The 14112-nt window shown below is 69.3% G+C and carries 15 protein-coding genes; 10 read left to right on the forward strand and 5 right to left on the reverse strand.

All coding sequences use genetic code 11. The features are described 5' to 3' along the window. Window positions 1-81 precede the first annotated feature (81 nt). Window positions 82-381 carry a hypothetical protein gene (locus tag CRYAR_RS37600; protein ID WP_035857940.1) on the forward strand — a complete coding sequence of 100 codons (300 nt, stop codon included), beginning with the start codon at window positions 82-84 and terminating at the stop codon, window positions 379-381. Between the two features lie 58 nt (window positions 382-439). Here the strand turns inward: CRYAR_RS37600 and CRYAR_RS37605 are convergent, their stop codons facing one another. After that, complete coding sequence (locus CRYAR_RS37605) at window positions 440-1375, reverse strand: SigB/SigF/SigG family RNA polymerase sigma factor (protein WP_211247828.1); 936 nt, start codon at window positions 1373-1375, stop codon at window positions 440-442. Between the two features lie 67 nt (window positions 1376-1442). Next, complete coding sequence (locus tag CRYAR_RS37610) at window positions 1443-1718, reverse strand: STAS domain-containing protein (protein ID WP_035857941.1); 276 nt, start codon at window positions 1716-1718, stop codon at window positions 1443-1445. 339 nt (window positions 1719-2057) lie between these two features. Here CRYAR_RS37610 and CRYAR_RS37615 point away from each other — a divergent pair, with 339 nt between their 5' ends. From CRYAR_RS37615 to CRYAR_RS37640, 7 genes are all read left to right on the forward strand, one after another. After that, window positions 2058-2777: a GAF and ANTAR domain-containing protein gene (locus tag CRYAR_RS37615; RefSeq protein ID WP_035857942.1), complete on the forward strand. Its 720-nt coding sequence runs from the start codon at window positions 2058-2060 to the stop codon at window positions 2775-2777. A gap of 37 nt (window positions 2778-2814) precedes the next feature. After that, window positions 2815-3540 (forward strand): GAF and ANTAR domain-containing protein, encoded by a 726-nt coding sequence (locus tag CRYAR_RS37620; protein ID WP_035857944.1) that lies wholly within the window; start codon window positions 2815-2817, stop codon window positions 3538-3540. A gap of 107 nt (window positions 3541-3647) precedes the next feature. After that, the gene (gene tal / locus CRYAR_RS37625; protein ID WP_035857946.1) at window positions 3648-4751 is read left to right on the forward strand and encodes a transaldolase; all 1104 of its coding nucleotides are present in this window, start codon (window positions 3648-3650) and stop codon (window positions 4749-4751) included. Window positions 4752-4780: 29 nt separating this feature from the next. Further along, window positions 4781-6976: a transketolase gene (gene tkt, locus CRYAR_RS37630; protein WP_035857948.1), complete on the forward strand. Its 2196-nt coding sequence runs from the start codon at window positions 4781-4783 to the stop codon at window positions 6974-6976. Beyond that, window positions 6976-8208: a TerC family protein gene (locus CRYAR_RS37635; RefSeq protein ID WP_035857950.1), complete on the forward strand. Its 1233-nt coding sequence runs from the start codon at window positions 6976-6978 to the stop codon at window positions 8206-8208. The genes tkt and CRYAR_RS37635 overlap by 1 nt, the downstream gene beginning before the upstream one ends. A gap of 48 nt (window positions 8209-8256) precedes the next feature. Next, on the forward strand, window positions 8257-8421 hold the full coding sequence (locus CRYAR_RS51390; RefSeq protein ID WP_425389407.1) for an RGCVC family protein: 165 nt from the start codon (window positions 8257-8259) through the stop codon (window positions 8419-8421). After that, the gene (locus CRYAR_RS37640) at window positions 8406-8936 is read left to right on the forward strand and encodes a hypothetical protein (RefSeq protein ID WP_035857952.1); all 531 of its coding nucleotides are present in this window, start codon (window positions 8406-8408) and stop codon (window positions 8934-8936) included. Before CRYAR_RS51390 ends, CRYAR_RS37640 begins: the two co-directional genes overlap by 16 nt. A 9-nt stretch (window positions 8937-8945) precedes the next feature. Here the strand turns inward: CRYAR_RS37640 and CRYAR_RS37645 are convergent, their stop codons facing one another. The 3 genes from CRYAR_RS37645 to CRYAR_RS37655 form a co-directional block, all read right to left on the reverse strand. Continuing rightward, complete coding sequence (locus CRYAR_RS37645) at window positions 8946-10622, reverse strand: Na+/H+ antiporter (protein ID WP_051571453.1); 1677 nt, start codon at window positions 10620-10622, stop codon at window positions 8946-8948. Between the two features lie 147 nt (window positions 10623-10769). Next, entirely contained in the window at window positions 10770-11318 is a 549-nt protein-coding gene (locus CRYAR_RS37650; RefSeq protein ID WP_211247830.1) for a hypothetical protein, read from the reverse strand. Between the two features lie 78 nt (window positions 11319-11396). Continuing rightward, window positions 11397-12365, reverse strand: a complete 969-nt coding sequence (locus CRYAR_RS37655; protein WP_051571454.1) for an acyl-CoA desaturase — start codon at window positions 12363-12365, stop codon at window positions 11397-11399. A gap of 361 nt (window positions 12366-12726) precedes the next feature. Between CRYAR_RS37655 and CRYAR_RS37660 the strand changes: the two genes are divergently transcribed. After that, entirely contained in the window at window positions 12727-13080 is a 354-nt protein-coding gene (locus tag CRYAR_RS37660; protein WP_035857957.1) for a DUF5994 family protein, read from the forward strand. Window positions 13081-13114: 34 nt separating this feature from the next. After that, window positions 13115-13990 (forward strand): hypothetical protein, encoded by an 876-nt coding sequence (locus tag CRYAR_RS37665; RefSeq protein ID WP_051571455.1) that lies wholly within the window; start codon window positions 13115-13117, stop codon window positions 13988-13990. The last annotated feature ends 122 nt before the right edge of the window (window positions 13991-14112 follow it).

The following is a 14112-nucleotide window of genomic DNA, read 5'->3' on the forward strand; positions in this document are numbered from 1 at the left end:
GAGGATTGGCGGGATTACCGCCGGGCATCTCGCGGTGGCACGAGAAAACAATTCGTTTTCGTATTTCTTACTTGGAGTGCAATGACTACCGCTAACCCCACCGGTTCCTACGCGGCCGACACCGCTGTCGACCGGACCCCGCACACGCGGCGTCTGAGTACCGAGACGAAGGCCTCGTTCAAGACCAGCGAACTCGTCGCCTATGTGGTCGCCGTCCTCGGCGTGCTGATCGCTTCGCAGGTCGTCGGCAGCGACGACGGGCACAGCGACTCCTTCCGCGCCGACCGCGCCTGGCTGTTCATCGTCATCCTGACCGTCGGTTACATGGTCAGCCGCGGGCTGGCCAAGTCCGGCAGTCGCGACCCCTACGACGCCAAGTAATTCCGGCGTCCTCCCGGAACTCGGCCCGACGGTTTTCACCGTCGAGCCGAGTGCATGGTCAGGTCCGTTCGAGCAGGCCGGTGCGCAGATCGGCGATCGTCCGGGTCAGCAGACGGGAAACGTGCATCTGCGATACGCCGATTTCCTCGGCTATCTGCGTCTGGGTCATGTCGTCGACGAATCGCAAGCCAAGAATTCGTCGCTCGCGGTCCGGCAACTGCGCCATCAGCGGTATCAACGACTGATGATTGTCGACGACGGCGAACCCGTACTCCTCGACGCCGATCATTTCTCCGACGGACACGCTGTCGGGGTCGGTTCCGACGGGCCGGTCGAGCGACGCGGCCACATAGGAGTTGCCCGCCGCCATGCCGTCGACGACGTCCTGCCTGGAGACGCGCAGGTACCCGGCAAGATCGCCCGAGGTCGGGAAACGGCTGTTGCGCTGGGAGAGTTCGACGGTCGCGGCGTTGATCGCCATCGACATCTCCTGCAGGCGGCGCGGCACCCGGACCGACCACCCCTGGTCCCGGAAGTGGCGCCGGATCTCGCCCGTGACCGTCGGAACCGCGAACCAGAGAAATTCCGTTCCGCGGGCCGGGTCGAACCGATCGAGGGCCTTCACCAACCCCAGCGACGCCACCTGCAGGAGATCGTCGGACTCCGCGCCACGCCGATCGAATCGGCGTGCGATGTGACGGGCCAACGGCAGATGGATCACGATCAGGCGTTCCCGAACGAGCAGCCGTTCCGCCGAGCCGTGCGGAAGCGCGGCACAGTGAAGGAACAGCGGCTCGACGCTGGAGTAGGTTCCGTAGTCGTAGCGGTCGATCGGCTCGATCGGCGCCCTCCGGCGCGCGATGTCAGCGTCCAGGCTCATGGGTGACTCCTCGGCGCAGCCACACCTCACCCGGCAGACCGGCGGCGTGACACGAAGACAGGACACGGCCGCGGGGTCTGGACGACCACTACCGGTAACTCCCGGCGGAGACAACTACACCTGCCGTACCCGCACCACCGGTGCGACAACCATCCCGCCCGACGACGATCGTGACCGCTGTTCAGGTGGAGAGAAGGACCGAGCGGGGCACCGACCGCCGCAGGGCGCCGGTTCGGAGGACGAGGTCGGCACTGGGCGAGGATCGCCAGACGACCAGTTCGCCGTCGGCGGGCATCGCGTGGGAGAGGCGGCCGAAGAAGTTCAGCAGGGCCGAGCCGGCGAACGTCACCCCCGCGAGGTCGATCAGGACACCCGGCGGTGTATCGGCGGCCAACCAGTCGACGGCCTCGGACAGCAGGCCCGCTACGGCCGTGTCGACCTCACCGACCAGACTCACCCGTGCTCGACGGGTCCGGCCGGGAGGACGCCATGCGGAGACCGTGAGGCCCGCATCGGATCCCTGAAAATTGTTGCCGCGCGCGAGCATCGCTTCGCCTCCGACCAGAACGAAGAATGCCGGGGGCTGGGGCAGCGGACATCAGAGGGCCCGCGCATCTCATGCTACGGCCGATGATGCCGGGCAACCAGTAGACGAGGGCGGCGAGTACTCTCGAATTAGGACCGGTGCCTTCGGCCCTCGCTGCCCCGGCCCTCGGTGGTCGACTCGAGACACCGAGAGGACGCATCGTGCCCGACCAGAATGGTCCATTTCCGAGTTCCTGTCCTGCGCTTCCGTGTGAAAAGCGTGGTTGAGCGGGAAAGCGCAATCAGAAGACTCATCGATGCTCAACCCCCGGTCGCCGGGGCGAGAGGAACCCTGCTGCGCATCTGCCGGGCCGCCACGGGCGTGCTCGCGGCATCGGGAGCCGGGGTGAGCGTGTTCACCCCGGGGGACGTCCGCGGCGTGTGCGCTGCCTCCGACCCACGGAGCGAACGCCTCGAGGAGCTGCAGTTCGTGTTGGGGGAAGGCCCGTGCATCGACGCGTTCGAGAGCCGCCGCCCGGTCCTCGTCACCGACCTCGTCGCGTACGCGGAGGCGCGCTGGCCGATGTACACGCCCGCCGTGTACGAGCGCGGTGTGCGGGCCGTCTTCGCGTTTCCCCTCCAGATCGGCGGGGCACGACTCGGCGTCCTGGACGTCTTCCGTGATCAGGAAGGCGCCCTCTCCGCCGAGCAGCTCACCGACGCGTTGACGTTCGCCGACGTGGCGGTCGCGATGCTCCTCGACGAGCACGACGACTCCAACGGTGGTGTCGGTCAGGGCGTCATCGATGCGGTCGATTCCCGGGCGGAGCTCTTCCAGGCCCAAGGGATGGTGATGGTGCAGATCGGCGGCACGATCAACGAAGCCATGGTCCGCCTGCGGGCATACGCCTACGCCGAGAACCGCGCGCTGAGTGAGATCGCCCGTGACGTCGTCGCCGGGCGGCTGAGTTTCGACCAGGACGAGTCATGACCCATGAAATTCCACCCCCAGAAGCCGGGAGGCAGACATGACGACCGTTTCCGCCGAGCGGTTGGCGTCGGTTTTCGTCGAGGTCGCCGACACCCTGGTCGAACAATTCGACCTGCTCGAATTCCTGCACATGCTCACCGACCGCACCGCCGACCTCGTCAGCGCGGCCGCGGTCGGAATCGTCCTGGCCGACAAAGACGGCCGGCTGGAATTCATGGCTGGCTCCGACGAGAACGTCAAACTCCTCGAACTCTTCCAGCTGCAGACCCAGGAAGGCCCCTGCCAGGAGGCCTACCGCCTGGGAAAACCAGTGGTCAACGTCGACCTGAGCCAGGCGACCCCCCGATGGCCGCGGTTCGCACCCCAGGCCGCCGCCCTCGGATTCCGGTCCGTCCACGCCTTCCCGCTACGGCTACGTAACCACACCATCGGAGCGCTGAACGTCTTCGGCGGCGCCCTCGGCGGCCACTTCGACGCCAACGATGTCCCGGTCGTACAAGCACTCGCCGACGTCGCCGCCATCTCACTGCTGCAAGAGCGAGCGATCCACCGCGGCGAAGTGCTCACCGAACAACTCCAGGGCGCACTCAACACACGCATCGTCATCGAACAAGCCAAAGGCGCGATCGCCCAGATCCACCAGATCAGCGTCGACGAAGCGTTCATCCGGCTCCGCGCCTACGCCCGCAACAACAGCAAACGCCTCACCGACGTCGCCCACGCGGTGATCGCCGACCCCAGCAGCGTGCCCGGCCTGATCTGAGCAGACGGCGGACCGGCCCGGGGTTTACGGAGCTCGGCGGGGGGCAGACGAGGGAGCCGCACCAGCTCGTGCTGCGGCTCCATCACAATTGAAAACACCGGAGAGTCATGCCCACCTCGTTGCAATCCCTGGCTGACAGCGGGCAGAGTCCCTGGGTCGACTACCTGTCGCGTGTTTTCGTCCACGATGGTGACCTCGCCGGCCTGGTCGCCGACGGCGTCGCGGGTGTGACGTCGAACCCCACCATCTTCCAGGCCGCGATCGCCGACGGCGACGCCTACGACCAGCAGATGCGTGAGGTCCTGAGGTCCGAGGTCGACCCGAAGCAGGTTTTCCTCGCCCTCGCGATTCAGGACATCCGCGCCGCCTGTGACCTTCTCCGGCCGGTCTACGACCGGGGCGACTCCTCCCGGGACGGCTGGGTGTCGTTCGAAGTCGACCCGCACCTGGCCCACGAAGCCCAGGCCACCGTCGACGAGGCCGTCTCCCTGCATCGGCGCATCGACCGACCGAACTTGTTCATCAAGGTCCCGGGCACCGAAGCCGGTCTCGTCGCGGTCGAGGAGACGATCGCCCGCGGCATCCCGGTCAACGTCACGCTGCTGTTCTCCCTGGAGCGTCACCGCGCGGCGGCCCAGGCCTACCTGCGCGGCCTGCGGCGCCTCCGCGACACCGGCGGTGACCTGCGGTCGGTGGCATCCGTCGCCTCGTTCTTCGTCTCGCGCGTCGACGCCGAAGCCGATCGTCGGCTCGAGGAGAAGGGTGGCCCGGCCGAGCTGAAGGGCACGCTGGGGATCGCCAACGCCAAGCTGGCCTACGAGGCCTACGAGGAGATCTTCACCGGCGACGAATGGGCCGGGCTGGTCGCGATCGGCGCCTCACCGCAGCGTTGCCTGTGGGCCTCGACGTCGATGAAGAACCCGGACCGCCGCGACGTGACCTACGTCGAGCAGCTGATCGGGCCGAACACGGTCACGACGATGCCCCGCCCGACGCTCGAGGCGTTCGTCGACCACGGGTTGGTCGCCGGCACGCTGACCACCGACGTCGAGGGCGCCCGCCGCACGTTCGCGCGGTTCGCCGCGGCCGGAGTCGACTACGACGACGTCGTCGCCGAGCTCGAACGCCAGGGCGTCGCCGCGTTCGTCGACTCCTTCCAGCAGCTCTTCGACGGCATCGCCGACAAGCGTTCCGCGCTCGTCGGAACCTGATCGACACCACCGACGGATCGGGACATCCCATGACGCAGGACCTCTCCCTCGACCGGCGGGCGGCGGCACCGATCGCCGCTGTCGCGGGTTGGGACGCCGTCGACATCCGGGCCGTCGACACCGCCCGGATGCTGGCCGCGGACGCGGTGCAGAAGGTCGGCAACGGCCATCCCGGTACCGCGATGAGCCTGGCTCCGCTGGCCTACCTGCTGTTCCAGAACGTGCTGCGGCACGATCCGAACGACGACGAGTGGCTCGGCCGGGACCGGTTCGTGCTGTCCTGCGGCCACTCCAGCCTGACCCTCTACGTCCAGCTCTACCTGGCCGGCTACGGCTTGGAACTCAGCGACCTCCAGGCCCTCCGGACGTGGAATTCCGCCACCCCTGGGCACCCGGAGTACCGGCACACCCGCGGGGTGGAGATCACCACCGGCCCGCTCGGCCAGGGTCTGGCCAGCGCGGTCGGCATGGCGCTCGCGGCCCGGCGCGAACGTGGTCTGCTCGATCCGGACACCGCACCGGGCGCGAGCCCGTTCGACCACCACGTGTACGTGGTGGCCTCCGACGGCGACCTCATGGAGGGGGTCACCGCCGAGGCGAGCTCGCTCGCCGGCCACCAGCAGCTCGGCAACCTGGTGCTGTTCTACGACTCCAACCACATCTCGATCGAAAACGACACCGACATCTCGTTCAGCGAGGACGTCGCCGCCCGCTACGCCGCGTACGGCTGGCACGTGCAGACCGTCGACTGGACCGGCACCGGCGAATACGTCGAGGACGTCGACGCGCTGCTCGCCGCGGTGGAGAACGCCAAAGCCGACACCGGCCGCCCGTCGCTGATCCAGCTGCGGACGATCATCGGCTGGCCCGCGCCGACCAAGCAGAACACCGGCAAGGCCCACGGCTCCGCGTTGGGCGCCGACGAGATCGCCGCCACCAAGACCCTGCTCGGCATGGACCCCGACGCCACGTTCGCCATCGACGACGACGTGCTGACCCGGACCCGCTCCGCCGTCGTCCGGGGCGCCCGTCTGCACGAGGAGTGGCTGCCGCGGTACGCGGACTGGCGCGACGCCAACCCCGGCCGCGCTGCTCTGCTCGACCGGCTGCAAAAGCGGCAGCTCCCCGACGGCTGGACCGCGGCGCTGCCCGCGTTCCCGCCGGACCCGAAGGGCATGGCCACCCGCAAGGCGTCCGGCGAGATCCTCACGGCCCTCGCGCCGGTCCTCCCGGAACTCTGGGGCGGTTCCGCCGACCTCGCCGAGAGCAACAACACCACGATGAACGGCGAGCCCTCGTTCGTCCCGGCCGACCGGCAGACCCGGGACTGGAGCGGTGGCCCGTACGGGCGGACCCTGCACTTCGGTATCCGCGAACACGCCATGGGCGCGATCCTCAACGGCATCGCGCTGCAGAGCCTGACCCGCCCCTACGGCGGCACGTTCCTGGTCTTCAGCGACTACATGCGCCCGGCGGTGCGCCTCGCGGCGCTCATGCAACTGCCCGCCACCTACATTTGGACGCACGACTCCATCGGTCTGGGCGAGGACGGCCCCACCCACCAGCCGGTCGAGCACCTGGCCGCACTGCGGGCCGTTCCCGGACTCGACGTCGTCCGGCCCGCCGACGCCAACGAGGCCGTGGCCTGCTGGCGCACCATCCTCGAACACACCGACCGGCCCGCCGGCCTGATCCTCACCCGGCAGAACCTGCCCGTCCTCGACCGTGGCCCCGGCGGCTACGCCCGGGCGTCCGGTGCGGCACGCGGCGGATACGCGCTGACCGGGGACGCCGACCCGGCGGTCCTGCTGATCGCCACCGGTTCCGAGGTACAGATCGCTCTCGACGCCCGCGCACTGCTCGCCGCGGAGGGAATCCCCGCGCGGGTCGTCTCGATGCCGTGCCGGGAGTGGTTCGCCGAGCAGACCGAGGTCTACCGCGACGAAATCCTGCCGCCGAGCGTTCGCGCGCGGGTCAGCGTCGAGGCCGGAATCGGCCAGGGCTGGCGCGACGTCGTCGGCGACGCCGGCCGGATCGTCAGCCTCGAGCACTTCGGCGCCTCTGCCGACTACCAACGGCTCTACCAGGAATTCGGAATCACACCCGAGGCCGTGGCCGATGCCGCCCGCGACAGCATCAGCGACGCGCTGGTCGGCCCGATCCGGCCGGGCGGCAACCAACAGACCGCCGCACCCACCCACGGCGGTACCGGAGATCAGCGCTGATGGAGGTCACTCCACTGGTGTGGGGCCTGACGATCACCGCGATCGTCGGGCTCCTCCTGTTCGACTTCGTCTTCCACGTTCGCAAAGCCCACGTTCCGACGCTCCGCGAGGCCACGCTGTGGTCGGCGCTGTACGTCGGCCTGGCGGTGCTGTTCGGTATCGGCGTCTTCGCGGTCGGCGGCACCCAAGCGGGTTCGGAGTACTTCGCCGGCTACGTCACCGAGAAGGCGCTCTCCGTCGACAACCTGTTCGTGTTCCTGATCATCATGACGAGCTTCCGCGTGCCCCGCGAAGACCAGCAGAAGGTGCTGTTGTTCGGCATCGTGTTCTCACTCGTCGCTCGAACCGGGTTCATTTTCCTCGGCTCGGCGCTGATCAACTCGTTCGCCTGGGTCTTCTACGTGTTCGGACTGGTTCTTCTGCTCACGGCCGGGAAGATGCTCAAACCCGACGACGGAGAGTCCCGCACCGCGGACAACCTCGCGGTCCGGCTCGGCCGCCGGTTCTTCCACACCACCGACCACTTCGACGGGGACAAGCTGTTCACGGTCCAGGACGGCGTCCGGGTGATGACCCCGATGCTGCTGGTGATGGTGGCGATCGGCGGCACCGACGTCCTCTTCGCCCTGGACTCGATCCCGGCCATCTTCGGGCTCACCCAGAGCACGTACATCGTCTTCACCGCCACCGCGTTCTCGCTGCTGGGGCTGCGGCAGCTGTTCTTCCTCATCGACGGTCTGCTGGACCGCCTCATCTATCTCTCGTACGGCCTGGCGGCGATCCTGGGGTTCATCGGGGTGAAGCTGGTCCTGCACGCGCTGCACGAGAACAACGTGCCGATCATCAACGACGGCGAACCCGTTCCCGTGGTGGAGATCGGCACCGGCTTGTCGCTGAGCGTCGTCGTCGGGGTCCTCCTGCTGACGATCGGGGCGTCGCTGCTCAGCCCGGCGGGTAAGGCACGCACCGCGATCGCCGGCGCACGCCGGCACGCGGCGGCGTACCTGGACGCGGAGTACACGACCGACGCGGCCGAGCGGGAGCGGATCTTCCGCCTGCTGCTCGCCGAGCGCGACCACATCGTGGCGCTCGGGCCCGAGTACCGCCGTCAGGTCCGCGACGAAGCCGCCCTGATGGCCCTGCTCCAACGCGCCCGCGACAGTCACGAAGCCGCGGTCGACCGAGGGGAAGCACCACCGGCGGGCCCTTCGAAGCTCCTGCCGCGCCGCTGACCCCATCGATCGCTCCTGATCAGTTACGGAGTCCTCATGACCAGTCCGATGCCTGCCCTCGTCCGCCGCGCGACGCCCTCCGACGCGAGGGACACCGCACCGCACGCGTGCGACGTCTGCGGCCACGACGCCGCGGCCCACGACCCCATCTCGCGCCGCTACTGCGCGGCCACGCTGACAAACGCACTGTCCCGCGATTGCATCTGCACATAGCGGGGCGTCTCCGGCGGACGTCCGCGCTCTGGCGGCGGCTCCGCCGACGTGTCGGCTGGCTGGACCACTTCGCCCGCGCCGCGATCCGCTACGACGAGGCCGACGGTGGACGGCTCGCCGCCGCAGTGACCGGCCGGGTACTCACCGACCTCCTGGTGCTGATCGGCCTGGGGCTCCTGCTCGCGGCTTCGCTCGCGGTGGCGTACGGCACCACGGCCACCGCACGCTGGTTGGTGACCGCCACGGACGTGCGGAGGTCGCTGCGCCGCATCCTGGGACCGGCGCTGCTGGTGGCGACCGGCCTGGAGCTGCTCAAGACCCTCGGTCGGCTCTACGTGGAGCGCACGGAAGCCAACCCCAGCTACCAGCTGGTCGCCGGGTCGGTCGGACTGCTGGTCTTCCTCAACGCCATCAACCAGTTGGTCCCGTTCGCCGCCGCGCTGACGGCGACAAACACCGCCGGCCGTCCCACCGACCTCGCCGCGGCGGCCGGCGACGAGTCGCCGACGGCCTGACGTTTCTCGTCAGCGGGTGGGACCGTCCGGTACGACGCGTTCCTCGTGGTCGAGCTCGCGTTCGAGGACGCGCAGGCTCTCGTCGGGAAGGCGCCCGGCATCGCGCCAGCGCAGCAACTCGTCGCGCTGAGCGTCGATCGCGGCGCGGCGTACCCGGAGCGCCGACTCGTGTCCCCCGGACGCCGGGACGTCGTCGGGGTGGGCGTCTCGGAGCACATCAAGCCGATCCTGGTACCGGATCGCGCGTGCACGCAGACGTGCACGGGTCGACGCGATCGAGGCGAGATCGCAGTCCGGTTCCTCGTTCTTGAGCTCGTCCAGTCTGACCAGCGCCGCGTGAACGGATGCCTCGCGGGCCTCGTTACGCACCCGGGCCTGGTCGGTTCCACCGGCGCGGAGCCCGAGGGCACGAACCACGAGGGCGAAGGTCAGTCCCTGCCCGAGCAAGGTGACGAGGACCGCCACCAACGTGCAGAACACCAGCAGATCGCGGATCGGGAACGGCGCCCCGGTGTCGGTGGACGTCGGCAGCGTGAAGATCGCGGCCAGGCTGATCACGCCGCGGGTGCCGGCCCAGCTCAGCGCCACGACCTCCCGGCCGGTGAGCCGGTCGGCGATCCATCGCGACCCTCGGGAGACCGTCGCGCCCTCGTCGACGACCCGACCTGCGCCGAACTGCAGGTGCAGCGAACGCGGCAGCGACTGGGTCACGACCAGCCACACCGGACGGAGCAGGAGAACGACGCCCACCGTGATCACCAACGCCGGCACGACCACGCTCACGGAGTAGTTCCGCAGCCCGTCCAGGATCACCGGCACCTGCTGCCCGATCAGCAGGAACACGAACCCCTCGAGCAGGAAGTCCACGAGCCGCCAGACCGCGCCGGTCTGCAGTCGGCTCTCCCCCGACGCGAACCTCGGGGCGTCGTGGCCGACGATCAGGCCGGTGACCACGACCGCCAGGACCCCGGACACGTGGACGTTCTCCGCGGCCAGGTAGGCCACGAACGGAGTGGCCAGCGAAAGAGCGTTCGCGGTCAGCGGATCCCGGGCGACCCGGCGCAGCAGACGTACCCCGTACGCGATCACCACACCGACCAGAAGGCCGCCGGCCGCCGCCAACACGAACTGTCCCACCGCCGCGGGCGCTGAGAAACCGCCGCCGGCCGCGGCCGCCACCGCGACGCTGAGCAGGGTCAGCGCGGTCGCGTCGTTGAGCAGTCCCTCGCCCCGGATCAACGTGACCAACTTGACCGGCAGACCCACCGTGCGCGCCACGCCCAGCGCCGCAACCGGGTCCGGCGGTGCGACCGCGGCACCCACCGCGATGCCCACGGCCAGCGTCGCGCCCTCGACGAACCACTCGAATCCGATGCCGATCGTCAACGCGGTGGCGAGTACCAACGCCACCGACAAGCTGACCACGGTCGGCAGATTGCGCCTGATCGCGGTCAGCGAGGAATCCAACGCCGCGCTGTAGAGCAGCGGCGGAAGCACGAACGTCAGCACGACCTCGGGATCCAGGACGACGTTCGGCCCGGGCAGGAACGCGTAGCCGACGCCGGCCACCGTCAGCAGCGCGGCCGCCGGCAGACCGGTACGTTCGGCGACCCACCGGACGACCAGCACGACCGCGAGTCCGACCAGGACGAAGAGAAGCGCCACTTGGACGTTCACCGGCGGCACCGCGGACTCTCAGGCATTCGTCCGTCCTCCTCGGTGAGCGCCCCCGGTCCCGGTCGGCCCACGGCGGCGATCTCGACGAGAAGGACGTTCTGAAGCAGCCACGACGGGACCGCCGGAAGAACCGCCCGGCAGGCCCGTCGGATGGTCCTATCGGCTCGCGAACCGGCGGCGTGCGGTCCGGCTCGACCGCTTCGCCATACCGATCAACAGCTGATCGGGCTTCTGCTGCTCACCCTGCTGTGCACCCAGAACGATGAGTGTCCCGGTCAGCGCCGGGATCACCCACTGCACGACACGCAACTGCCGTTGCGTGGCCGCGACGTCGTCGGGGGTCTGCTCCCCGGGAACGACACCGCCCTCGGCCGGCACCTTCCCCGCGGTGGCCACCCGGGCCCCGAGCACCCCGCTGTAGGCGGTGGCGGCCACGGCCGCCACCGTGACGACGGTCTTGACGACCGTGTTCGCCGTGACACCGGCCTGACCCGCCACCCGGCCGCGGTTGGCGACCACGAGCCCCAAACCACCGACCAGGTGCGTACCGATCGAGACGGCCGCCACCGGCGACCACCTGGCCCACCCAGCGGCGGCGACACGCACCCGGTCCTTCTCGTCCCCCACCTCGTTCGCGGCGCCGTTCACGCCGACCGCCCCCATCAGCGACCCACCGAACCAACTGGCCAGACCGGTGTCGTGCATTGATCGGACCACAGTGTTACGAGATTGCATGAAAATCCTCCAGGAAAAGCCGGTCGACGACCGGCATCCGAAAATCGATCAGTGACCGACGCTGCGCTTGCCCGCCAGCCGGACCGGATCGGGCCACCGCACCTCCCACGCCCAGCCGAGCCGCTCGAAAAGCCAGATCAGACGCGCCGACGGGTCGACCTGTCCGCGCAGCACCCCGTGCCGTGCGCCGGTCGGATCAGCGTGATGCGAGTTGTGCCAGCTCTCCCCGAACGAGAGCACCGCCAGCGGCCAGAAGTTCGTCGCCCGGTCGGAGACCCTGCTCACGAACGGACGGCTCCCGACCACGTGACAGACCGAGTTCACCGACCACGTCACGTGGTGCAGCAGCGCCATACGCACCAGACCGCCCCAGAACAACCCGGTCAGCGCACCCGTCCACGACCACGTGACCAGGCCCCCGATCACCGCCGGGGTCAGAAGCGACACCACGATCAGCGGACCGAACATCCGATCCACCACCCGCAGGTCACGGTCGGCGAGCAGATCCGGCGCGAAACGGGCCCGGTTGGTTGTCGTCTCGTTGTCGAAAAACCAGCCGCAGTGCGCATAGAACATGCCCTTGGCCAACGCACCGGGGCTGGTCCCGTACCGCCACGGCGAATGCGGGTCGCCCTCCCGATCGGTGAACGCGTGGTGACGCCGATGATCGGCGACCCACTGAATGACCGATCCCTCCACCGCGAGCGAACCGGCGACCGCCAACGCCACCCGCACCGACCGACGGGTCTTGAACGACCCGTGGGTGAAGTAGCGGTGGAAGCCCACCGTGACGCCGAAGCCGGTGATCAGATACGCCACCACGGCCACCGTGGCGTCGAGCGGCGTGAGGCCCCAGCCCCAGGCGATCGGCACCGCCGCCAGCAGAGCGACGAACGGCACCGCCACGAACGTCCACAACGTAACCAGAGACCACAACGAGGCCTGCCCCTCGAGCACCACGGGCTTCGGTTGACGCAGACCGGGCGCAGGCCTGATCGGGGCGGTATCAGCGGTCATCCCAACGCTCCTCGCCCCCAGCCCGGCTACTCACACACACCAGCAACCCGGGAGGGCATGAAAAATGAAAAGACTGGACAGGCCGCGGAGTCCGGACGGCCCACCGCCGCGGACGCATCCACACGACGGGGCAACCCCGGACTACCCCCGATCAGCCGACCGAATCCTCCGTGGAGCGTCGAGCTGCCCGGCACGACCGCCGCGCACCATCGGGCGGCGGCCTCTCAGCTATCCGGCGAGCGCCTCCCCCGGCGCCGCTGCCGCCACCGTGGAGTCCAAAGCGGCGGAGCGGGACGCGTACAGGTTGAGGCTTCCGATGGTCCGGTGTTGCATCGGATCCGGTGCAGGCGACGGTGCTGGCATGGCCTCGGTCGCCCTCGGTGATCGACGCCCGTCCCCCGGCCACTCGGACGCGACGCTTCGGCCGACGGGTGGCCGCACCGAGGAAATAGTCCGTGCGGAATCCGCACAACCGGTCAAAGCGATCTACCATTCAGTCACCGAGGTCATATCGAGCGAGACCTCACCGATCCGACTCCAGCTCGACCCGGCTCTCGCCGGGCGCGGCATGCTCGACGGCGGATGGTGGCCGTACTCCACCGACCCACTCGCGGAGCTACCTACCTTGATCATGGCCACCGCGACGCGCGGCGACCACGGCTCGCACGCGACCGCGATCCTCGACGAGGACCGCAGCCCCGCTCCGGCGACGTAGGCCTCCGGACATCGTCCGCCAAGACGGGATCACCATGAATCAGCTGCCCCAGATGGACGCCACGGTGGATGGCAGCCTGCGTCAGGCGATCGCGGCCGCCGGACGAGCCCCTTCGATCTTCCGTACCGAGCCGTGGAGCTGGGATCTCCACTCGCACCGGCTGGAACTGCGGGTCGACGATCCCCGGCAGCTGGCTGGTGTCGACCCGCAGGGACGCATGCTGACGCTCGGCTGCGGAATCGCGTTGGACCACGCACTGGTCGCGCTCGCCGCCGCCGGCTGCTGGGCCTCGGTGGACCGGCTCCCGATCGACGGCGAGCCGGGACTGATGGCCCGGATCACCCCGGCCGGGACGTACGAACCGCTGTCGTCGGACGCCCGCCTCCTGCGGGCCATCACCGAACGCCGTACCGATCGACGCCCCTCCCCCGTGCCGATTCCGGACGGGACGATCGACCGCCTCAGCCGCATGGCCGAGAGCTGGGGCGTGTACCTGACCGACATCGCCCCGGAGTCACTCGTCGAGTTCGATGTCTCCGCGAACCGGGCAGGCGAATCGAGCCCCACCCGGGCCGGACCGACCGAAACGCCGGCTTCGACGCTACGACGGATACCGCTGCGCGCCTTGTGGCCGGAGGAGCGGGATCTCCTGCTACCGGGCCCCGGACGGGACAGCGGGGCCCGCTACCTGGTGCTCTGGAGCCCCCACGACGACCCGGCCTCCTGGTTGGCCGCCGGTGAGGTCACGAGCACGATCCTGCTGGACGCGACCGCGGCCGAGCTGAGTGTCAGCCCGATGAGCGACGTCGTCGAGACTCCGATCTCGCGCACGCTGGTGCACAGTCTGCTCGGCAACCGGGGCTACGCCCATGCCGTCCTGCGGATCGCGATGCCCGTCGCAGCCGGCTGATCACCGGGGCCGGGCGGCTCCGCGATCAGGGAGACACGGCGAGCGTCGCCCACACCGTCTTGCCGCACTCCTCGTTCTCCCAACCCCACTGTTGCGAGATCGGTACTGCACGACGAGCCGGA

This window comes from Cryptosporangium arvum DSM 44712, assembly GCF_000585375.1.
GTDB lineage: Bacteria > Actinomycetota > Actinomycetes > Mycobacteriales > Cryptosporangiaceae > Cryptosporangium > Cryptosporangium arvum.

Excerpts from the sequence above, each read along its gene's own strand:
- CRYAR_RS37600 (WP_035857940.1), top strand. The coding sequence starts at position 82 with ATGACTACCGCTAACCCCACCGGTTCCTACGCGGCCGACACCGCTGTC.
- CRYAR_RS37620 (WP_035857944.1), top strand. The coding sequence starts at position 2,815 with ATGACGACCGTTTCCGCCGAGCGGTTGGCGTCGGTTTTCGTCGAGGTC.
- tal (WP_035857946.1), top strand. The coding sequence starts at position 3,648 with ATGCCCACCTCGTTGCAATCCCTGGCTGACAGCGGGCAGAGTCCCTGG.
- tkt (WP_035857948.1), top strand. The coding sequence starts at position 4,781 with ATGACGCAGGACCTCTCCCTCGACCGGCGGGCGGCGGCACCGATCGCC.
- CRYAR_RS37635 (WP_035857950.1), top strand. The coding sequence starts at position 6,976 with ATGGAGGTCACTCCACTGGTGTGGGGCCTGACGATCACCGCGATCGTC.
- CRYAR_RS51390 (WP_425389407.1), top strand. The coding sequence starts at position 8,257 with ATGCCTGCCCTCGTCCGCCGCGCGACGCCCTCCGACGCGAGGGACACC.
- CRYAR_RS37650 (WP_211247830.1), bottom strand. The coding sequence starts at position 11,318 with ATGCACGACACCGGTCTGGCCAGTTGGTTCGGTGGGTCGCTGATGGGG.
- CRYAR_RS37655 (WP_051571454.1), bottom strand. The coding sequence starts at position 12,365 with ATGACCGCTGATACCGCCCCGATCAGGCCTGCGCCCGGTCTGCGTCAA.
- CRYAR_RS37660 (WP_035857957.1), top strand. The coding sequence starts at position 12,727 with ATGGCCTCGGTCGCCCTCGGTGATCGACGCCCGTCCCCCGGCCACTCG.
- CRYAR_RS37665 (WP_051571455.1), top strand. The coding sequence starts at position 13,115 with ATGAATCAGCTGCCCCAGATGGACGCCACGGTGGATGGCAGCCTGCGT.